This is a genomic window from Stenotrophomonas sp. WHRI 8082 (genome assembly GCF_040223995.2).
In the GTDB taxonomy this organism is placed as follows: Bacteria; Pseudomonadota; Gammaproteobacteria; order Xanthomonadales; family Xanthomonadaceae; genus Stenotrophomonas.
Map to the genome: position 1 here is coordinate 1,693,986 of NZ_CP167826.1, position 20,398 is coordinate 1,714,383.

The following is a 20,398-nucleotide window of genomic DNA, read 5'->3' on the forward strand; positions in this document are numbered from 1 at the left end:
CGATCATGACCATCAGGCCGTCTCCTGCGATTGGTCATCGGCGTCCGCTGAGGTCTCCGCACGGATGCGCTCGAAGCCTTCGCCTTTCAGCAGCCAGAGCACTTCATCTTCGGCGTATCGCGTGTGGGGCCGCAGGTCATTGCGTCGCGCGAAGTCAAGCGTGGCCCCATCGTTCTCTGGCGCGAGCACCAGATTGCGCGCGCTGGTGCCGCTGCGCAGGAAGTAAAGCGTGCCGGGTGTTCCATCGTGATCCACGTAGCGGACTTCTTCGTCCTCCCATACAAAACGGGATCGGGGCGGCAGCGTAGGGGGTGATTCCGGCCTGTCGGTAGTGGCGGGCATCAGAGCGCAGGCGATGGCTGGCCCGCTCACCTCGACGTCGTCCTGCTGTCGGCAGGGGGTGGCCATGGCGCCGGGAATCCAGCTCATGCCGCCGCGTTCAAACCGATCGATCAGGTCCAGAAGCGGGTACTGATCACCGTCGTGCAGGTCGTGCAGGCCCAGCAACCGACGGGTGACGGCACTCTCCGGCGACCGCAGCATCACCCTTCCCGGCACCGACGTTGAGAGCAGCAGCGGTAGCGCGCCCACCTGGCCGTGCTCGTCCATGTGCACCAGGATGTCAGTGCCCAATGAAAAGCTGTTCCGGTAAAGGATGGTCGGCTCGGCCTGCCCCGGCACGTGCACGCGCTTGGCGATGAAGAAGGGCAGATCGTCGTTCAGCATCTGTGGCATGTAGCGCGCATCGCCGCACCATGTGGACTGTTCGCGAACGAAGAGGTGGCGCGCGGGCAGGGCCAGGTCGGCCTCTTCACTCATGCTGGATCCATCGGCTGGCAAGGGCGTCGCCTCGAACCGGCAACCGGACATCTTCTGCGCACCTTCCACGAGCGCATCGAGCGAGCTGCCCGACAGGCCGAACCCTGCGACTTCATCGTGCACGGCGTACTCGCCATCGGCCGCCGCGGTCACCTCAAGGAAACCAGCCCGCGCGCCCCGACACGGCGACGCGGCGGCGTTGATGAAGAACACGAGGAACGTTTTCTGCAGGCCGGACGGCGCGCGGTGCTGCAGCAGGCGGAAACTGTTGCGGGCAAGCACCTGCGCAGATGGGACCAGCCGCCGGCGAAGCTGATCATCGTTGAGCACCGATACCGTCATCAGCGCGTACAGCGCATCGTCACCGAGCGCGGTGGCGTCGCGGGGCTCGGCGCGCTCGATCTGGCCCAGGCCGAAGTACTTGCTGGCCCCGGCGCGGCGCTGCGCGGCGGTGAGGTCCTCTGGCACCGCATGGGTCTTGATCCAGGTTGCCGCCGCGTCGCGTGGCGAGGGCGCGGCGGCGAACGCATCCAGGAAGTCTGCGCGCATGCCAGGCGGCACGCAGAAAGCCGGCTGCAGCGGCAGGAAGCGCATCTTGCCAACCTGCAGGCGCGCCTCGCCGGTGTCGTGGAAGCGCAGGCAGGAAAGGGGCTCGGCTGATGGCTCGATGGCCGGCGTGGTGTCCTGCCAAGCGGGTGGCGCCGCGGTATCGGGTGGTGCCAGCGGCATGCTGGCGTTGGTCGGCAGGATGGCCCGCAGGCCGGCGGGCGGCGGCGCAGGGGTGAGGCGCGCGTTGCGGCTCATGGCGGGATGGCCTGATTTCGTGCCATGGGCGATCGCCTGCTTGGCCACTGCCGTGCTTTCCTTTGCATGCGGGGGCTGTTGGCCGGCGAGGCCCTGCGGGCGCCACGGCGGGGCCTGAGGATCGACCGCGCCGCGGCCGTCGCTGCCCAAGCGGCCATCCGGCCGCGCATGCCACCGACGGTGGTGGTTAGTCCGGCTGCGGCCCGGAGGCGCAGCAGCACCGGTTCGGCCGCTACCCGTCTGCGACGCCGGTCGCGGTGGCTTTACCGGTACTTTCACCTTGACCTTCGCTACGCCGGCCTCGACGCCCTGCAGCGGCCAGGCACTTGCTTCGGTCCATGTCGGTGCGGCCTGCCCCCCTGCCAGCGACGGCAGGGCAGGCCAGCCCGTCGATCCGACGCGCAGCAGGCCAGTAGCGTTGCGGTGTGCAGGGACGAACGCGACCGGCCTGCCCGCGGCCCGTGTGCGGCCAGACGCGGTGGCAGGCGGCAGTGCAGCGTGCAGGCCTGCGAGCACACGCAGCCAACCGATGCTCGCCACCAGCGCGCGTCCGGGGGCCGTCTGCGGCGGCGACATGGCGGGGCGTTGGCTGGCGCACAGCAGCGCACAGGCGGCCAGGCCCAGCACGATCGGTGCGATGTCGCCGTGCGCCGGTAGGCGTCCTCCCGTGATCTGGTGCAGGCTCGCCGCCAGCACCTGGAGCACCTGCGCAGGCGCCAGCGCGGAGAACGGCAGCTGCTGCAGCGCGCTCACGATCTGTCCCTTGCCGGCCGCAGAGAGCGCCGAGAACAGCTGATACGCCTGGTAGGGGAGACTGACACCGGGAATCAGCCGGTCAGCCTGCTGCACGGCACGGGAGAAACCGAGCACGGTTCCCCAGTGGATCAGTTCGCTGCCTGCGCCGTGCAACACCGCGCGCACTTCGTTCTGCAGCGCGACGGGCAGCACCGGCAGCGGCAGGTTGCCGACGCCGTAGACCGCACGTCCCGCAAGAGCGCCCAGCCCGTCGTGCAACGCGCGAGAGACGCTGAAGGTCATCTGCGAAGCGCAGCGGGCCTGCGCCAGCGGTGCTTCGGAACGCATGGGGGGAGCCCTGCCGTCATCAACTGACGATGATGGTGCTCGCTGACGCGGCAGCGGACCACCAGGAATCGCGCGCGTCAGCCGGCGGTGTGGCGGGGCCGGCTGTCTTCGGCCACCAGGGCATGATGGATGCCGACGCCGGCACGCACGCCCTCGGCGCTGGCCAGGGTGATGTTGCCGATCACGCTAGCGTCCCCGGCGGCATAGACGCCCGGGACATTGGTCTGCTTCTGCGCATCGACGTCGATCAGTACGCCCAGCGGGCTGTCGATCAACCGGCAGCCCAGTTGCTCGACCAGCGGCGTTGCCATGGCCTGCAGTGCAGGGGCGAACAGTGCCCGCTGCGCGCTGTGTCGGCCGTCGGCCAGGACCAGTTCGAGCCATTTCAGTTGCTCGCCCTGCACGGCGACCACCGGGGTGGTTTCGATCTGAACGCCGCGCTGCTGCAGGCTGGCCGCCTCGTCGTCGGTGATCGGCAGGCCCTGGCTGAAGAACGTGATCGTGCCCCAGTCGGCCAGCAACGCCGCCTTTGCGGCAGCACCCTCCACGCCACCCAGTACGCCGATCGCCCCGCCGCCTACTTCGTAGCCATGGCAGTAGGGGCAGTGCAGCACGGTGCTGCCCCAGCGCTCGGCCAGGCCCGGGATGTCGGGCAGCTGGTCACTGATGCCCGTCGCAAGCAGCAGCTTGCGCGCGGTGGCGAGGGTGCCGTCTGCCAAGCCTACCTGCACGCCGTCGGCGCCGACGGCAGCCTCCACCGCTTCACCGCTGAGCCAGCGCACGCTGGGGTAATCGAGCAATTGCTGGCGCGCGGTCTTCAGCAGGTCGCTGCCGGCGATGCCATCCATCCCCAGCACGCCATGCGAATGGCTGGCAAAGCGGTTGCGCGGCTTGCCGGCATCGATCACCAGCACATCGCGGCGGGCACGGGCGAGCATGAGCGCGGCGGACAGGCCGGCGAAGCTACCGCCAACGATGATGACTTCAGTCTGCATGGTGCGCTCCGTGGTGGTGGTGCTGCAGGTGGCGAGCGAATTCCGCCCCCAGCGTGTCAAGCGTGGTCGAGCGCAGGCGGGCTTCCAGCAGGCGTTGTGCCTGCACGGCGCCTTCGTGCAGCGCCTGATCGACGAGCTGGCGGATCGGGCAGCCGATGCCCTCGTGCTGCACCTGGCCCTGCACCAGCGAGGGCGCGCCGACGGCAAGGTAGATGTCATGCAGCGAGATCGTTGCGGGCGGTCGGGCCAGCATGCTGCCGCCGCCGTGGCCGCGTGCGCTGTGCACCAGGCCTGCCTGCTGCATCTGCGAAAGCAGCCGCCGGATCACCACCGGATGGGTGGGAAGGCACGTGGCCAGCTGCGTGGAGGTCATCGGCAGGGTCTGGCCCACCAGATGGGCCATGACGTGTAGGGCGTCGGACAATGGGTTGGCGGCTTTCATGTAACTAACATAGTTACATTTAATGCTGATGTCTATGGTCTTGATTCGTTCCATAGACGCAGACTCAAGCGCTATCACGAAGCTTTCATCTCATTGAATGCAACACGAACCGTGACGGGATTGGCACTTAAGCGCGGCGTTGTTTGACCGATACCGGAATTCCCTTCCCGGATCAGACAGCTCATGCGCACCGCCAGCCCGGCTTCCTCCCTCCCTGCGCGTGGCATCCAGTTCAAGCTGGTCGGTGCCACGGCGCTGGGCCTGTTGCTCCTGGTCGCCAGTGCCCTGGCCGGCCTGGCGTCGGCCTGGTTTGACCTGGGCACCGCAATGCCTGCCTCTTATGCGGTGAACCGCGATGCGGAGAAGCTGCAGCGCGAGTTCCGCCTGCAGGTGCAGGAATGGAAGAACGTGCTGCTGCGCGGCAGCGACGATGCGCTGCGCGAGAAGCATACGGCTGCACTGGTCGAAGAAGGCCGCAAGGTGCGCGATCTGGCGGCCACCGTTGGCCGTGCTGACGATGCGACGACCCGCGAACAGGTGGCCGCCTTCATGGCCGATCAGGACACGCTGGAGCGCGATTACCAGAGCGCACTCCAGGCCTACATTGCATCCGGTTACGACCCGGCTGCCGGCGATGCGCCGGTGCGCGGGCGCGACCGGCCCTTGGCCCAGGCGTTGGATACGCTTGCCGCACATACCGCGAAGGTCGCCGATGCGGCCATCGCCCAGCGCGCTACGGATGCGCGCGAACTTCTGGTGACCAGCGCCGTCGTGACCGTCGTCGCCGCGCTGTTGCTGCTGCTTGCCTTGGCTTGGTGGCTGCGCCGCGCCGTTGTGCGTCCGGTGGCGGCGGTGGAAGCGGCCGCACGTGCAGTGGCGGCCGGCGACCTTGATTACCGGGTGCAGGTGCAGGGCAATGATGAAATCGGTCGACTGGCCAAGGCGATGCAGGACGTGCAGAGCACGCTGCGTGGCGTGCTGGCCGCGCAGGCGGAAATGGCCCGTACCCACGACGCCGGGCAGATCAGCTACCGCATGCAGGCCGACGCCTTCCCCGGCGCGTATGGGCGCATGGTCGCCGATTGCAACGCACTGGTTGCGGCCCATATCCAGGTGAAGATGCGGGTGATCGACATCGTCAGCCGCTACGCGGTGGGTGACCTGTCCGAAGACATGGACCGACTGCCCGGCGAAAAGCAGGTGATCACCGATACGCTGGATCGGGCGAAGGTGAATCTGGGCGCGATCAATGCGCAGATCAAGCAGCTTGCCGGTGCTGCTGCGTCGGGCGACTTCAGCCAGCGGGGCGACGTGGCACGCTTCGATCATGACTTCGCCGACATGGTCGCTGGCCTCAACCAGTTGATGCAGGTGACCGATGGCAACCTGGGCCAGGTGTCGACCATGCTGCGCGCCATCGCCGATGGTGACCTGCGTGCGCGGATGCATGGCGAATTCCACGGCGTGTTCGCGCGCATCGCCGGCGATGCCAACACGACGGCGGCGCAGCTGGCCACGATCGTCGCCGACATCAAGCAGGTGGCGAACAGCGTGCAGGATGCGGCCGCCGAGATCGCCACGGGCAACAACGATCTATCGCAGCGCACCGAACAGCAGGCGGCCAATCTGGAAGAAACCGCCGCCTCGATGGAGGAACTGACGTCCACCGTTCGCCAGAACGCTGACCATGCGCGCACCGCGAACGAGCTGGCACACCGCGCCGCGACGGTCGCCTCGGAGGGCGGCGATGTCGTTGGCCAGGTAGTGGCCACGATGAGCGGCATCGAAGCCTCTTCGCGACGCATCGCCGATATCATCACGGTGATCGACGGCATCGCGTTCCAGACCAACATCCTGGCGTTGAACGCAGCCGTGGAAGCCGCGCGCGCCGGTGACCAGGGTCGTGGCTTCGCGGTGGTGGCCAGCGAAGTACGCACGCTGGCACAACGCTCCGCTGCCGCCGCGAAGGAGATCAAAGACCTGATCGCGACCTCGGTGGACACCGTGGCCGAGGGGTCCGCACTGGTGCGTCAGGCCGGTGCCACGATGGGCGACATCGTCGCATCGGTGCAGCGGGTCACCGACATCATGGCCGACATCTCCGCGGCGTCACAGGAACAGAGTGCCGGCATCGAACAGGTCAACCAGACCATCGTGCAGATGGACGGTGCGACCCAGCAGAATGCCGCACTGGTGGAAGAGGCCTCGGCCGCCGCCCGCAGCATGGAACAGCAGGCAGCGCGGCTGACGGACGCGGTCGGCGTGTTCACGCTGGATGCGGCGCGTCGTCCGATGGCCACCGCGTAACAGCCATCGCGTCTGCTGGTCGTGCGGAGGGGTCAGGCAACGGGCACGAACGGCGCCCGTTGCATTTCCGCGGCCAGTACGTCCAGGAACGAGCGTACGCGCGCTGACACCGCCGTGTTGCGGTAGTACACCGCGTGGATGGGCTGGAAGACATCAAGGGTCTGCGCCGACAACACCGGTACCAGGCTGCCGGCAGCGCGGTCGCTGTGGGTCAGGAAATCGGACAGGCAGGTGATGCCGGCACCTTCCACCGCCAGCCGGCGCAACGTTTCGCCGCTCGACGCGGCGATGTCCGGGCGGATCCGCAGCTGCCCCTCATCATCACCGGGCACTGGCCAACGGTTGAGCGATTCAGGCTCGTTGAATCCCAGCAGGGTATGCCCCTGCAGGGCCGATAGGCTGTCCGGCATGCCGTGCCGCTGCAGATATCCCGGGCCCGCCACCAGCTGCAACCTGCACCGGCCCAGCAGGCGCGCATGCAGGGTCGAGTCGGCCAGTGGGCCGATGCGGATGGCCAGGTCGGTTCGTCGTTCCAACAGATCGATGTAGCGCTCCGAGCTGTTGACCTCCAGGGCGACGTCGGGGAATTGATCGCGATAACGGGCCACCAAGGGGGCGATGACATGCAGCACGAAGGGCATCGCCGCGTCCACGCGCAGGCGGCCGGCCGGACGCTGGCGACGCAGCGCCATCTGCTCTTCGGCCGTCTCCACCGCCTCCACGATGTGCCGCGCCTGGCGTACGAACGCCTCGCCTTCGGCGGTCAGGTGCAGCCGCCGCGTCGTGCGGGTCAGCAGGGTGGTGCCGAGCTTTTGTTCCAGACGCGCCAGTGCGCGGCTTACCCCTGACGTGGTCTGGCCAAGCTGCTCCGCTGCCGCACTGAGGGTGCCGCAGTCGATGACCGCCAGCAGCGCCTGCATCTCATCAAGGGTCGTCTTCATGGGGCCATTATTGACCATGGCGCAAGAGTGATTGGCGTGAAGATGGCTTCCGGCGCAAAGGTACGCGGCGCAGACTGCGCTCCTTCCTCCCCGCTGGACCCTGTCATGACCCGTGGCATTCCCCTCGCCCTTCTGGCTTTGACTCTCGGCGCCTTTGCCATCGGCACCACGGAGTTCGTCATTGTCGGGCTGCTGCCCACCATCGCCGCCGACCTGCAGGTCAGCCTGCCCTCGGCAGGGCTGCTGGTGTCCCTCTACGCATTGGGGGTGGCGATCGGTGCCCCGGTGCTTACCGCGCTCACCGGCCGCGTACCGCGCAAAACCCTCCTGGTCGCCCTGATGGTGGTGTTCACCCTTGGCAACCTGGTCGCCTTCCTGGCCCCCGGTTACAGCTCACTGATCGTCGCGCGCATCCTCACGGGCCTGGCGCATGGCGTGTTCTTCTCCATCGGCTCGATCATCGCCACCTCGGTCGTGCCGAAGGAGAAGGCCGCCAGCGCGATCGCGATCATGTTCACCGGCCTGACTGTCGCCCTGGTGACCGGCGTGCCGCTGGGCACCTTCATCGGCCAGCACATGGGATGGCGTGCGACGTTCCTTGCGGTCTCCGCGCTGGGTGTCGTGGCCCTGCTGGGCAGCCTGTTGTTCGTCCCACGCAACCTGGCGCAGAGCGCGCCGGCGACGTTCCGGCAACAACTGGGGGTGCTCGCACAGCCGCGCCTGCTGCTGGTGTACGCCATGACCGCGCTGGGCTACGGCGGCACGTTCCTTTCCTTCACCTATCTCGCCCCGATCCTGCAGGATGTCACCGGCTTCTCGGCCAATGCCGTGAGCGGCGTGCTGCTGGTGTATGGCATCTCGGTGGCATTCGGCAATGTGTGGGGCGGCCGACTGGCCGACCGGCTGGGCCCGATTCCCGCGCTGAAGCGCATCTTCGCGCTGCTTGCGCTGGTGCTGCTGGTGCTGACGTTCACCGCGTACAACACCTGGCTGGTCCTGCTGACCGTGCTGGCACTGGGTGCGGTGGCGTTCGGCAACGTGCCCGGCCTGCAGGTCTACGTGGTCAAGCAGGCGCAGCGTTACGCACCGCAGGCAACGGATGTGGCGTCCGGCCTGAACATCGCCGCCTTCAACATCGGTATCGCCCTCGGCGCCTCGCTGGGCGGCCTGGTGGTGGAACACGTCGGCTTGATGCACACGCCCTGGTTGGGGGCCGTGGTGGTCCTGGGCGCGCTCGGGTTGACGGCGCTGAGCGGCCGCCTGGATCGACGTGATGGCATCGATGAGCAGGCCAACGGGATCCCCGTGGCCGCGCATTGAGCACCATCCCGCTGCCACGACGCAGCGTTGCCCGCATGCACACACCCCCTGCCCTACCCTCTTTCCATCCCCTGCTGGAGTCCTCCCCCATGACCCTTCCTGCTCTCGGCCTCGGCACGTTCCGCCTGAAAGGCCAAGCGGTGATCGATTCGGTGCGCAACGCACTCGACGTCGGCTACCGCGCCATCGATACCGCGCAGATCTACGGCAATGAAGCCGAGGTCGGTCAGGCGCTCGCCGAATCCGATGTGTCGCGCGATGACGTGTACCTGACCACCAAGATCTGGATCAGCGAGTTCCAGCCCGATGCGCTGATCGCCAGCCTGGAGGCCAGCGTGCAGAAGCTGCGCACCGATCGGGTCGACCTGACCCTGATCCACTGGCCGTCACCGGACGACGCGGTGCCGATGGAGACCTACCTGCCCGCCCTCGCTGACGCGAAGGCACGCGGGTTGACGCGCGCCATCGGCATCTCCAACTTCACCATCGCCCAGACCCGCCGCGCCATCGGCATCCTCGGTGCGGACCAGATCACGACCAATCAGGTGGAAATCCATCCTTACCTGCAGAACCGCCTGCTGGTGCCGTTCCTGCAGGAACAGGGCATCCACATCACGGCGTACATGAGCCTGGCCTACGGTGAGGTGATCAAGGATCCGGTGATCCAGGCCATCGCAGGGCGCCATCAGGCGACGGCTGCCCAGGTCGCGCTGGCCTGGGCACTGCAGCAGGGCTTCGCGGTCATCCCCTCTTCGACCAAGCGCGCGAACCTGGCCAGCAACCTGGAAGCGGCCCGCCTGCGGCTGACCGACGAGGACCTGGCGCAGATCGCCAAACTGGACCGCGGTCATCGACTCGCCAATCCCGAGGGCATCGCCCCGGCGTGGGACTGATCGAGCCGGTTCGGGCGTGAGACGGACCCGACCCGGTTCGTCGGACTTCCTGCGCCTCTTCGGTAGCGCCGAGCCCTGCTCGGCGTTTCTGCGTCAGTCCCGCAGCAACCACGCGCGCAGCGCCGCGCTGACCTCGGCCGGTTTCTCCATCGGCACCAGATGCCCGCTGCCAGGCACGACGACCAGCGTGGAATGCGGCACCAGCGCCTGCATTTCCTCGCTGATCGAGACGGGGGTGATGCGGTCATTCGCCCCACAGACGATCAACAACGGGTCCTGATAGCCGGACAGCACATCGTGCCCGTCCACCCGCTGCAGCGCGCTCTGCTGCAGGAACACCCCGGCGCCCAGCCGGGCCGTCATTGCCCGCACGCGCTGTACCAGCCCCTCGTCATCCAGCCGCGAGGCATCGATGTAACTGCGCATCAGCGTGTCACCGAACCCATTGAACCGGCCCGGAAGACGCACGCTGGCCACCTGGGTGGCGCGCTGCGCAGCGCGTTCGGGCGAATCAGCACGAATCGAGGTGCCGATCAGGGCCAGCCGGAGAACACGCTCGGGTGCCGTGCGAACAATCTGTTGGGCGACAAAACCGCCCATCGAGAATCCGGCCAGTGCAAAACGCGGTGGCGCCTGCGCCAGTACGGCGTCGGTCACCGCCTGCATCGTATCGCCCCGGGTCAGATCGCCGACGGTGCACGCCGCGATATCTTCGAGTGCGGTCAATTGGTCGCGCCACAGCTCTGCATCATTGAGCAGGCCGGGGAGCAGCAGCAGCGGGATGCGTTCGGTCATTCGTGCATTATCGCCGGTCCGCGCATCACGCCAACAACGTAGACGCCACCTGTTGCACCGGCAGGCTGACCATCATCACCGTGGAGTCGTCCGGGTCCAGCCGGGTAGTGAAGCCCAGGCTCTGGCACATCGCGATCATCGTGCTGTTCTCGCGCAGCACCTGGCCTTCCACGGTGTCCAGGCCCAGCCACTTCGCGTACTCGATCATGATCGTCATCAGACGCCAGCCGATGCCGTGGCCCTTCAGGTCCGACCGGATCAGGATGCCGTACTCGCCGCTGTGGTAATCGGCGTCGGCATGCAGGCGGACCGCGCCGAGCATCTCGCCTGATCGCGGATCAAGGGCGACCAGCGCAATGGAGCGTGCGTAATCAAGCTGGGTCAGGCGCGCGATGAACTCATGGCTGAAGTGCTTCACCGACTGGAAAAAACGCAATCGCAGATCTTCGTCACTGACCCGGGCGAAGAACGCACGGAACAGCGCATCGTCCTCCGGACGGACGGGCCGCACGAAGGCGGTGCTGCCATCAGACAGCACCAGTTCGCGCTCCCATTCCTTGGGATACGGGAACACCGCGAACCGCGGGTGGCCGCGTCCCTTGTGCAGGATGCGCGATGGCGCGACGGCCACGCGGGCATCCAGTGCAAGGATGCCTTCGCGATCGGCCAGCAGGGGATTGATATCCAGGGTGCGGATCTCGGGGATGTCCGCGGCGAGCTGCGCAAGCTTGACCAGTACCAGCGCCACGGCGCGCTCGTCGGCCGCCGGGAAATCACTGTACGGCTTGAGGATGCGCGACACACGCGTGCGGCCGATCAGCTCGTGGGCCAGCCGTAGATCCAGCGGCGGTAGCGCCAGGGCCTTGTCATTGATCACTTCGACGGCGGTACCGCCGCGGCCGAACACGATCACCGGCCCGAACGTCGCATCGTCGGCGATGCCGGCAATCAGTTCGCGCGCTTTCGGGCGCACGATGGTGGGCTGCACCAGCAGGCCGTCGATGCGCGCATCGGGACGCAGTTCGCGCGCGCGAGACAGGATGCTGATCGCTGCTGCCTGCACCGCCGCGAGGGTGGACAGATTCAGGCGTACACCGTCCACCTCGGACTTGTGCGGAATATCGGGCGACAGGATCTTCAAGGCCACGCTGGCACCCTGCTCCAGCAAGGGCTGGGCCAGGTCCATCGCCTCGTGGGCATCGCGGGCATGCAGCACGGGTGCGGAGGGAATGCCATAGGCCTTCAGCAGCGCATGCGTCGCCAAGGGGTCAAGCCAGCGCTGGCCGGCAGCCAGTGCCGCCTCGACGATCGCGCGCGCCGCGCCGGCATCGACGACGAAATCCTGCGGCAGGCTGGGCGGGGTCTCCATCAGCGCACTCTGCGCATCGCGATAGCGCACCAGGTGCTGGAAGCCGCGCACGGCCTCGGCTTCGGTGGGATAAGTCGGTACGCGCGCGGCGTTCAACGTGGCCGTGGCGCGCTCGTCGTTGCCCAGCCAGACGGCGAATACCGGCTTGTCCCGCTGATGCCGTGGCCGCAGGCCCAGTGTGCGGGTGAGTGCCTGCGCGGCGTCGGCCGATGAGGTGAAGGCCGTGGGCACGTTGACCACCAGCAGGGCGTCGTTTTCGTTGTCGGCCAGCAGCGCTTCGATGGCGGCGGCATACCGATCGCCATCGGCGTCGACCACGATGTCCACCGGGTTGGAGCGTGACCACCCGCGCGGCAGCACCGCATCGAGCTGCTTGACGGTGCTGTCGGACAGGCCGGCCAGCGTGCCGCGCAGTGCCGACAATTGATCTACCGCGAGCCTGCCCACACCGCCCCCGTTGCTCAGGATGGCCAACCGGCGGCCGGGGAACGCACCCAACCGGCCCAGGGTCTCTGCCGCGGTGAACAGCTCGTCCAGCGCGCTCACCCGCAGCAGGCCCGCACGGTTGAACGCCGCGCCATACACATCATCGGCACGTGCCAGCGCCTGCACGTGGGTGTCATTGCCCGGCATGATCCGTTCGGCACGCCCCGACTTCACCACCATCACCGGCTTGGAGCGCGCGGCTGCACGCGCAGCAGACATGAACTTGCGCGCGTCCTTGATCTGTTCGACATACAGCAGGATCGCGCGCGTGCGGTAGTCGGTGGCGAAATAATCCAGCAGGTCGCCGAAGTCGACGTCCATCGTGTCACCCAGCGACACCACGGCGGAGAACCCGACCGAGCGCGCCACGCCCCACTCCACCAGAGCAGCGGCGATGGCACTGGATTCAGAGATCAAGGCAAGGTCGCCGGCCTGCGGCACGTGCGCGGCGATGCTGGCATTCAACCGGGCATGGGGCGCGATCACGCCCAGGCAGTGCGGGCCGAGGATGCGCAGGCCCTTGGCGCGCGCGCTGGCTTCGACCTGCGCCGCCAACGAACCGGGCCCCTCCCCCAGATGCGCGGTAAGGATGATGGCCGCCGCAACGCCCAGCGCCGCTGCATCGGCGATCACTTGCGGCACGATGCTGGCTGGCGCAGTTACCACCACCAGCTCCGGCACCCAGTCCAGGTCTTTGAGGCGCTTGACGGTGCGCGTGCCATCGATCTCCGCATGGCGTGGATTGACCCACGCCACCTTGCCGGCGAAGCCCGCCCCGCGCAGGTTGCGCATCACCGCACGGCCCGCCGAACGATCACGCGGACTGCCCCCGATAACGGCAACGGACTGCGGGCGGAACACGGACTGCAGGTTGTAGGTGCTCATGGCCGTAGTAGAGCAAAAAAAGGGGACGGAGGGGATTAAGTCGCAATCGGCTCGCTACGCAGCGGCCGATTGCGACTTAATCCCCTCCGTCCCCTTTTTTCACAGCAGGGTGCCGTGGAGGATCGTGGCGGCAATGCTGAAGTAGATGACCAACCCGGTGACGTCGACCAGGGTGGCGACGAACGGGGCCGAGGCGCTGGCCGGGTCGAAGCCCAGCCGCTTGAGGGCGAACGGCAGCATTGAGCCGGACAATGAGCCGAACGTCACGATGCCGACCAGTGCTGCCGCGACGGTGAAGCCGAGCAGCAGCCAGTGTTCGCCGTAATCGTGCAGTCCGCCCAGCTGCCACACCGTGATGCGGGTCATCGCCAGCGTGCCCAGGATGACGCCCAGCACGATGCCCGTGGGCAGTTCACGCAGGGCCACTTTCCACCAGTCGCGCAGGCGCAGTTCGCGCAGTGCCAGGCTGCGGATCAGCAGGGAGGTCGCCTGCGAACCGGAATTGCCGCCGGAGCTCATGATCAGCGGGATGAACAGCGTCAGCACCACCGCACGGGCGAGCTCGTGTTCGTAGTGCTGCATCGCGCTTGCCGTCAGCATCTCGCCGAGGAACAACACGCTCAGCCAGCCGCCGCGCTTGCGCAGCATCTCAAGGAAACCGATCTGCATGTACGGCTTCTCCAACGCCTCCATGCCGCCGAACTTATGCGCGTCCTCGGTGGACTCTTCGATCAGCGCATCCAGGATGTCGTCCACAGTGACGATGCCCAGCACGCGCTGCCCTGCATCCACCACCGGGATCGCCAGCAGATCGTGGCGCCGGATCAGCTGCGCGACTTCTTCCTGGTCCATCTGCACGTCCACGGTGACCGGTGCGTTGACCTGCGCCACGTCGAGGATGGCGTCCTCCGCCCGACCGGTGATCAAGCGGCGCATCGTCACCACCTGCTGCAGGCGCTGGCTGGCCAGGTCGAGCACATAGATCGCGTACACGGTCTCGCGCGTGCGCTCCACATCACGGATGTGCTGCAGGGTCTGCCCGACCGTCCACGTGGCAGGCACGCTGACGAATTCGGTCGTCATCAGTGCACCGGCGGTATGCGGTGGATAGCTCAACAGCTGCTGGATCACCTGCCGTGCGTCGGCACTGATCAGGGGCACCAGCCGGGCGCGCTCTTCTTCATCCAGCTGATGGACGATATCGGTGGCGCGGTCATCGGCCATCAACCCAAGCAGCGCGGCGGCGCGGGCCGGCGGCAATGCAGCCACGAGGTCGCCGGCGCGCTGCAGCTCCGGCGCTTCCAGCAGCTTCACCGCGCGCGGCAACGGAAGCGCGCCCAGCAGTTCCACGGCGCGGGACAGCAACAAGGTGTTGAGGTATTCGACCGCATCGGCCGTGTTGAAACCGGCCAGGGGTGCGGCAAGGGTGGCGGCGTCGGCAGCGGGACGCAGCATCTGCTTCTGGTTCATCGTGGTTCGCCTTCGTGGTTGCAAGCGCAACGCCAACGCAGGCGAACCGTCCCTGTCAGGCGGTCGCCGTCGCTGGCGTCGAACGAGGTCGACTTCTACTGTCGCTGGACATGGGGGTTGGACTCCGGAAGGGTGTGCCGACGGGCATGCCGTGGCGGGGGGCAGGATGGACCTGTCGGCAGGGTGGGTCAACCCCATCGCGGCGCCAGGTAGGGTCGCACTCAGTTTCCGCGCTGCGCCGTGGGCAACACGCGGCGCATAATGACCGCCGAGGGTCCGGTGCTTCGCATCCGGCCCGTTCCCCCGCATCCCAGACGTTCCTCCCCATGCATAGCGGTGTGCTTGAACTCGCGTTGGTCCTGCTGCTTGCGGCGGTGATTGCCGTCCCCGTGTTCCGCCGCCTCGGCTTCGGGGCAGTGCTGGGCTACCTGGCCGCCGGCGTGGTGCTGGGGCCCGATGGCCTGGGCTTCGTGCAGGATGCAGACCGCATCCTCGGCGCGGCTGAGATCGGCGTGGTGATGCTGCTGTTCGTCATCGGCCTGGAACTATCGCCGTCGCGACTGAAGGTGATGCGACGTTCGGTGTTCGGCGCCGGCGCGCTGCAGGTCGCCAGTTGCGGACTCGTGCTGGGCGGCCTGCTGATGCTTGACCATTTCCAATGGAAGAGCGCGTTGGTCGTGGGCATCGCCCTGGCCCTGTCATCCACGGCGGTGGGCCTGCAGCTGCTGTCCGAGCACAAGGCGCTGAACAGCAATCATGGCCGACTGGCCTTCGCGATCCTGCTGTTCCAGGACCTCATCGCCATCCCGTTGTTGGCCGCGATTCCGCTGCTGGGCGGCGCGCGCAACCAGACCCTGCACTGGCAGGATGCCGCCATCGCGATCGGTGCGCTGGCGGTGGTCATCCTGTGCGGACGCCCGCTGCTGCGCCGCGTGTTCGGTGTTGTCGCACGCAGCCGCAGCCCGGAGGTATTCACCGCCACGGCGTTGCTGGTAGTGCTGGGCACGGCGTGGTTCATGCAGGAAGCGGGGCTGAGTGCGAGCCTCGGCGCGTTCCTGGCCGGGGTGCTGCTGTCTGATTCGGAGTTCCGGCACGAGCTGGAAGCGCAGATCGAACCCTTCAAGGGGTTGTTCCTCGGCCTGTTCTTCATTGCCGTCGGCATGGGCATCGATCTGGACCGCATCATCGCCGAGCCGGGCATGATCGCCGCCGGCGTGGGCATCCTGCTGGTGGTCAAGTTCGGCATTCTTTACGCCATCGGCCGCTTGGCCAAGCTGCCGTCGCGACAAGCGCTGCTGCTGGGCAGCGTGCTGTGGCTGGGCGGTGAGTTTGCCTTCGTCGTGTTCAACGAGGCACAGCGCGCGCAGCTGCTGGGCAGTGCCAACCATGATCGGCTGGTCGCCATCGTCGGTCTGTCGATGGCGCTGACACCGCTGCTGATGATCGTGCTCTTGCGGCTGCTGGGGCGCGAAGCCAGCACGACCACCCAGGCCCCACCGGCTGACGACGTCGCGCCGGATAATCGGCCGAAGGTGCTGATTGCCGGCATGGGACGCTTCGGCCAGGTGGTGGCGCGGCTGCTGACGGCGCAGAAGGTGCCTTTCGTCGCACTGGAAGCCAACCCGGATACCGTGGCCGACCTGAGGCGATTCGGTAACCAGCTTTACTACGGTGATCCGACCCGCCCGGAGATGCTGCGCGCAGCCGGCGGCGCCGAGATCGCGGTATTCGTGGTGACGATGGATGATCCGGAAACCAACCTGCGCGCGACGCGGGTGATCCGCAGGCTGTATCCGGACGCGCGCGTGCTGGCGCGTGCGCGTAACCGCCAGCATGCGTGGCGCTTGATGGACATGGCCGCCGAACCGTTCCGCGAAGTCTTCGGGACCAGCCTGGAGCTCAGCGAACGGGTACTGATCGCGTTGGGCATCCCGGGCGACACGGCGAAGCGGCACGTGCAGCGTTTCCGCGAGCACGACGAGAAGCTGCTGCGTGACCAGTACCTGGTGTACGACGATGAGACCGCCGTGATCCAGACCTCGCGTGACGCCCGCGCCGATCTGATGCATCTGTTCGAGGCCGACGCAGGCCACGATGGGGACCGGTCACGCGAGGACCAGTGACGATAGGGGCTCGTCACTGGCCAGCGGCGCAGCGCTTCATTCGCGCAGGAAACGCGCCATCGATGACACGCCCGGGACCCGGGGTGCGAACTCACCTGCCACGTCGATGAAACCGCGCATCACCGCGATCTCGCGCGGGCTGCGGTTGAGCGTGTCGCGTGCCTCGGGGTCCGCTCCTGCACGCAACAGGCGCTGGACCAGCAGCGGCAGTCCATGCAATGCGGCCAGGTGCAGCGGCCCGAACCCGCGTGGATCGCGGACGTCCAGCGATACGTCTTCATCCAGCAGGCGTTCGACGCCGGCCAGCACCACCTGCTCGTCGCAGGCCGTGCCCGGTTCGGCACGCGCGCCCAGCAGCAACAGCAGCGGGGTTACGTCACCTGCAGCGGACTGATCCGGTTCGGCCCCTGCCAGCAGCAGGGTATCGAGCAGCGCCAGCAGGCGCGAACGATCACGCGCGGAGAATCCGTACAGCGCAGCGCAATGCAGCGGCGCCAGTTGCTGCGCATCGCACGCGTGGACGTCGGCACCGGCGCTGAGCAGACGCGCCACGATGTCGGGCAGGCCCAGGGCCGATGCCAGCATCAACACCGTGACGCCGCCCGGCAGCCGGTGTTCCAGCTGCGCACCGGCGTCCAGCAGGGCCGACACGATATCCATCTGGCGCATGCTGACCGCCGCTGACAACGGCGTGGCACCGCTGGCCGAGGCATGTTGCGGATCCGCGTGGCGGGCCAGCAGCAGGTCCACCACGGCCAGGTGCCCGCCGCCTGCGGCACGCAGCAGGGCGGTACAGCCCTGCGCATCGACGCTGTCGACGGCGAAACCCAGGTCGATCAGGCGACGCACGGCATCGACATCGCCGGTAGTGGCGGCCGCGGCCACGTCCGACTCGCGCAGGGTGCGGCGCGGCAGGGTCCATACCCGCCAGTCCAGCCAATCGGCCAGATCGCGGCGGCCACTGGACAGCGCCACGCCCAGCGGCGTCTGGCCATCGGCGGCACGGGCTTCCGGCGATGCGCCATGGCGGACGAGCGTCTTCAACGCGGCTTCGCGACCCAGCGCGGTCGCCAGATGCAGGGCCGTCATGCCATGGCTGTCGCGTGCTTCGCGGTCCACGCCCAGGCTCAACAGGCCCGTCTGCAGGCGCAACCAGCCCAGGCGCACGGCCAGCGACAGCGGCGGATCACCTGCCGGGGACGCCGCGAACGGATCCGCGCCCCGCTCCAGCAGCTCCAGCGCCAGTTGTTCAAGTCCGCGACTGGCGTGGTCATGCTGTGCACACGCCGCCAGGAACCGTGCCAGGCCGCCGGCGCCGGCGGGCGATACGCCCTGCTCCAGCATGGCCTGCAAGGCAGGCACGGCGTCCACGCCACGCGCGAGCAACGCGAACATCGGCGTGTCGGTGCAGGCATCGAGCGCGTCATGCGAGGCGCCGTGCTGCAGCAGCCAGCTGACCGCGCGCGGATCCAGTGCCAGCTCCGGATCGTGCAGCAGCGCGCCCAGTTCGTCAGGGCGGCACAACCGGACCAGCGCCTCCAGACCGTCCAGATTACCGAAGCCCAAGGACTCGCGCAGCAGTTCCAACGGCGGCCGGTCAGGCAGCAGCGACGCCCCGCCTTCGCTGCCTTCGGCGGCCGCGAGGCCGTCGCTGACCGCAGCGGGCAGCGGATACGCGGGGTCGAGCATGCTGACGATGGCCCAACGGCCCGCTTCGGCAGCGCTGTCCACCGCGCGTCTTGCCACGGGATCTGCCAGGTCGGCGACCAGACCCAGGTCCAGCAGGCGACGGACCAGCTGCGGCGGGACGTCCGTTGCCATCGCGGCCAGCATCAGCGCGTTGCGGCCGTCACCGTCCACCGCCGCCAGGTCGGGCTTGTGCGGCAGCAAGTGTTCCAGCACGGCGGCACGACCGCCTGCGGCAGCCTCCAGCAGCGGGGTGCGGCCCAGGGCATCACGCGCTTCCAGGTTGGCTCCGGCCGCCAACAGCGCATCGATGATGGCCGAGTGGCCTGCCAGCGCCGCTTCATGCAGCGCGCTGCGGCGCTGGGCGTCACGCGCATCGGCGCGCGCCTTGTGCTTGAGCAGCAGCTGGACGCCCGCGGGATCATCATCGTCGGTGGCCGCAGCGGCCAGCAGCACCGGAATGCCTTCCACGGGCTCGGCCCGCGCGCCGCGTTCCAGCAGGAAACGCGCCAGCCGCCAGTTGCCGACCTGACAGGCCACCGCCAGCGGTGACCAGCCTTCATTGTTCAGTGCGTCGATTTCGGCGGCGGCGTCACGCAGCAGCGCGGCCACCCCGGGATCCGAGCTGCGCGCGGCATGGTGCAGGGGCGTATTGCCATCGGCGTCGGTGGCGCGCGAATCGGCGCCATTGGCGAGCAGCGTCATCACCGCTTCGGGACGACCGTGCCAGCTGTCACGGGTCGCCGCCAGCAGCGGCGTCATTCCCTTGTGCGGTGCATTGACGTCGACGCCACGCGCGATCAGTTCGCGTAGCAGCCGCAGGTCTGGCAGCACCGCGGCCAGCACCGGAAGGTTGCGTTGGTCGCGCCATTGCGGGTCCGGCGCAGCACGCGGGTCCGCGCCGGCCTGCAGCAGCTGCAGCGCGCGCTCGATGCGGCCATGTCGCGCCGCTTCGTAGAGGGCCGGGCCCAAGGCATCGGCCTGCATCGGCTCCAGCGCCGTGGGCACGGCGTCGACCCTGGGCTCGTTTGCTTCCCACGCGGTACGCAGCGCGTCCGTATGGGTCGCCGGAGCCACGCGCCCCGCGCCGGCCGGCGCGATCCGCTGCAGCATCAGGTGCAGCAGCGGCGACAGCAGCACGATCGCAGCGACAGCAGGCCAGCGCAGCGCCACCGGCAACAGGGCCGGCCACGCTGGCAACACGACAAGTGCACTGATCGCCAGTACCAGGGCCGCAACGGCCAGTCCGCGCCACGCACCAAGGTCGCGGCCGGACAGGCCTGCCCCATGCCGCTGCAGGCCACCGGCCAGACGTTCCACGTCGCTCCACAACGGCCAGGTACGCCAGACCGCAAGCAACGCGACCCCCAGCAGCACCGCCAGTCCCAGCGCGGCGGCCAGGCTGCCGCTTTCACGCAGCGCAGCCAGGGGCCAGGCCATCAGCAGCGCCAGCACCGCAGGGCCGGCCAACCACAGCGCCAACAGCGCGGGAATCTCTTCGCGCAGCACCTGCGGCACGGCGCGCGGTACGCGGCTGCGACGGGCCCATGACACGCCCAGCGCATACACCGGCTGCGCCAGCGCCGCCAGCACCGCGCCGGGGATACCCCCGATGGCGGCACCCAGCGACAGCAACGCGCCCAGCCCCAGGGCGCCGTATACCTCGCGCGGCCTGCGGTCAGTCATTGTGGCGCGGCATCATGCTGGTGATGCTGGGCGGCACCTGCAGGTAGAACCCGCGACTGGCCAGCTCGGCACGCACCAGCGCCGCGTCGGCGCGGGCAAGGCGGCGATCTTCGGTCAGCGCAACTTCCATCACCAGATCGAGTTTTCCCAGCGAGGCAGCCAGCGGTGCAGGCAGCACAGCGAAGCCATCACGCTCGGCGAGATAGACGTAGGTGTCGTCTTTACGGTGGCTTTTGTAGACGTAGGCTTGCATGCTTTCAGGTTTTACCCTTTAAGACATGATTGTGTCGGAAA

General features: G+C 67.9%; 13 protein-coding genes. 4 read left to right on the forward strand and 9 right to left on the reverse strand.

Features of this window, described 5'->3' with window-relative positions; all coding sequences use genetic code 11:
- Positions 1 to 12: 12 nt before the first annotated feature.
- From ABRP17_RS07485 to ABRP17_RS07495, 3 genes are all read right to left on the reverse strand, one after another.
- A complete protein-coding gene (locus ABRP17_RS07485; RefSeq protein WP_349986590.1) occupies positions 13 to 2,706 on the reverse strand; it encodes a hypothetical protein in 2,694 nt (897 codons plus the stop codon).
- Positions 2,707 to 2,783: 77 nt separating this feature from the next.
- Positions 2,784 to 3,701, reverse strand: a complete 918-nt coding sequence (locus ABRP17_RS07490) for an NAD(P)/FAD-dependent oxidoreductase (protein WP_349986591.1) — start codon at positions 3,699 to 3,701, stop codon at positions 2,784 to 2,786.
- Positions 3,691 to 4,143 (reverse strand): Rrf2 family transcriptional regulator, encoded by a 453-nt coding sequence (locus ABRP17_RS07495; protein WP_349986592.1) that lies wholly within the window; start codon positions 4,141 to 4,143, stop codon positions 3,691 to 3,693. The genes ABRP17_RS07490 and ABRP17_RS07495 overlap by 11 nt, the downstream gene beginning before the upstream one ends.
- Before the next feature lie 183 nt (positions 4,144 to 4,326).
- Here ABRP17_RS07495 and ABRP17_RS07500 point away from each other — a divergent pair, with 183 nt between their 5' ends.
- Positions 4,327 to 6,450 (forward strand): methyl-accepting chemotaxis protein, encoded by a 2,124-nt coding sequence (locus ABRP17_RS07500; protein WP_349986593.1) that lies wholly within the window; start codon positions 4,327 to 4,329, stop codon positions 6,448 to 6,450.
- A 32-nt stretch (positions 6,451 to 6,482) separates the two neighbouring features.
- Here ABRP17_RS07500 and ABRP17_RS07505 read toward each other — a convergent pair whose 3' ends face one another.
- Entirely contained in the window at positions 6,483 to 7,391 is a 909-nt protein-coding gene (locus ABRP17_RS07505) for a LysR substrate-binding domain-containing protein (RefSeq protein ID WP_192082368.1), read from the reverse strand.
- Between the two features lie 105 nt (positions 7,392 to 7,496).
- On the opposite strand from ABRP17_RS07505, the gene ABRP17_RS07510 reads away from it, so the two are divergent.
- Together ABRP17_RS07510 and dkgB are read left to right on the forward strand one after the other, a co-directional pair.
- Positions 7,497 to 8,711, forward strand: a complete 1,215-nt coding sequence (locus ABRP17_RS07510) for an MFS transporter (RefSeq protein ID WP_349986595.1) — start codon at positions 7,497 to 7,499, stop codon at positions 8,709 to 8,711.
- 89 nt (positions 8,712 to 8,800) lie between these two features.
- Positions 8,801 to 9,604, forward strand: a complete 804-nt coding sequence (gene dkgB, locus ABRP17_RS07515) for a 2,5-didehydrogluconate reductase DkgB (protein ID WP_349986596.1) — start codon at positions 8,801 to 8,803, stop codon at positions 9,602 to 9,604.
- Between the two features lie 93 nt (positions 9,605 to 9,697).
- Here dkgB and ABRP17_RS07520 read toward each other — a convergent pair whose 3' ends face one another.
- From ABRP17_RS07520 to mgtE, 3 genes are all read right to left on the reverse strand, one after another.
- The gene (locus ABRP17_RS07520; protein ID WP_349986597.1) at positions 9,698 to 10,399 is read right to left on the reverse strand and encodes an alpha/beta hydrolase; all 702 of its coding nucleotides are present in this window, start codon (positions 10,397 to 10,399) and stop codon (positions 9,698 to 9,700) included.
- A 25-nt stretch (positions 10,400 to 10,424) separates the two neighbouring features.
- On the reverse strand, positions 10,425 to 13,139 hold the full coding sequence (locus ABRP17_RS07525) for a bifunctional acetate--CoA ligase family protein/GNAT family N-acetyltransferase (RefSeq protein WP_188325394.1): 2,715 nt from the start codon (positions 13,137 to 13,139) through the stop codon (positions 10,425 to 10,427).
- Positions 13,140 to 13,238: 99 nt separating this feature from the next.
- Positions 13,239 to 14,609 carry a magnesium transporter gene (gene mgtE / locus ABRP17_RS07530; RefSeq protein WP_349985313.1) on the reverse strand — a complete coding sequence of 457 codons (1,371 nt, stop codon included), beginning with the start codon at positions 14,607 to 14,609 and terminating at the stop codon, positions 13,239 to 13,241.
- A 326-nt stretch (positions 14,610 to 14,935) separates the two neighbouring features.
- Between mgtE and ABRP17_RS07535 the strand changes: the two genes are divergently transcribed.
- Positions 14,936 to 16,732 carry a monovalent cation:proton antiporter-2 (CPA2) family protein gene (locus ABRP17_RS07535; RefSeq protein WP_349985314.1) on the forward strand — a complete coding sequence of 599 codons (1,797 nt, stop codon included), beginning with the start codon at positions 14,936 to 14,938 and terminating at the stop codon, positions 16,730 to 16,732.
- Positions 16,733 to 16,768: 36 nt separating this feature from the next.
- Here the strand turns inward: ABRP17_RS07535 and ABRP17_RS07540 are convergent, their stop codons facing one another.
- Positions 16,769 to 20,104 (reverse strand): ankyrin repeat domain-containing protein, encoded by a 3,336-nt coding sequence (locus ABRP17_RS07540; protein ID WP_349985315.1) that lies wholly within the window; start codon positions 20,102 to 20,104, stop codon positions 16,769 to 16,771.
- A complete protein-coding gene (locus ABRP17_RS07545) occupies positions 20,097 to 20,357 on the reverse strand; it encodes a YcgL domain-containing protein (protein ID WP_188325398.1) in 261 nt (86 codons plus the stop codon). Before ABRP17_RS07545 ends, ABRP17_RS07540 begins: the two co-directional genes overlap by 8 nt.
- Positions 20,358 to 20,398: the final 41 nt, after the last annotated feature.

Coding starts and splice junctions, on each gene's coding strand:
- ABRP17_RS07545 (WP_188325398.1), bottom strand. CDS start 20,357: ATGCAAGCCTACGTCTACAAAAGCCACCGTAAAGACGACACCTACGTC.
- ABRP17_RS07540 (WP_349985315.1), bottom strand. CDS start 20,104: ATGACTGACCGCAGGCCGCGCGAGGTATACGGCGCCCTGGGGCTGGGC.
- ABRP17_RS07510 (WP_349986595.1), top strand. CDS start 7,497: ATGACCCGTGGCATTCCCCTCGCCCTTCTGGCTTTGACTCTCGGCGCC.
- dkgB (WP_349986596.1), top strand. CDS start 8,801: ATGACCCTTCCTGCTCTCGGCCTCGGCACGTTCCGCCTGAAAGGCCAA.
- ABRP17_RS07535 (WP_349985314.1), top strand. CDS start 14,936: ATGCATAGCGGTGTGCTTGAACTCGCGTTGGTCCTGCTGCTTGCGGCG.
- ABRP17_RS07495 (WP_349986592.1), bottom strand. CDS start 4,143: ATGAAAGCCGCCAACCCATTGTCCGACGCCCTACACGTCATGGCCCAT.
- ABRP17_RS07525 (WP_188325394.1), bottom strand. CDS start 13,139: ATGAGCACCTACAACCTGCAGTCCGTGTTCCGCCCGCAGTCCGTTGCC.
- ABRP17_RS07505 (WP_192082368.1), bottom strand. CDS start 7,391: ATGAAGACGACCCTTGATGAGATGCAGGCGCTGCTGGCGGTCATCGAC.
- ABRP17_RS07490 (WP_349986591.1), bottom strand. CDS start 3,701: ATGCAGACTGAAGTCATCATCGTTGGCGGTAGCTTCGCCGGCCTGTCC.
- mgtE (WP_349985313.1), bottom strand. CDS start 14,609: ATGAACCAGAAGCAGATGCTGCGTCCCGCTGCCGACGCCGCCACCCTT.
- ABRP17_RS07485 (WP_349986590.1), bottom strand. CDS start 2,706: ATGCGTTCCGAAGCACCGCTGGCGCAGGCCCGCTGCGCTTCGCAGATG.
- ABRP17_RS07520 (WP_349986597.1), bottom strand. CDS start 10,399: ATGACCGAACGCATCCCGCTGCTGCTGCTCCCCGGCCTGCTCAATGAT.
- ABRP17_RS07500 (WP_349986593.1), top strand. CDS start 4,327: ATGCGCACCGCCAGCCCGGCTTCCTCCCTCCCTGCGCGTGGCATCCAG.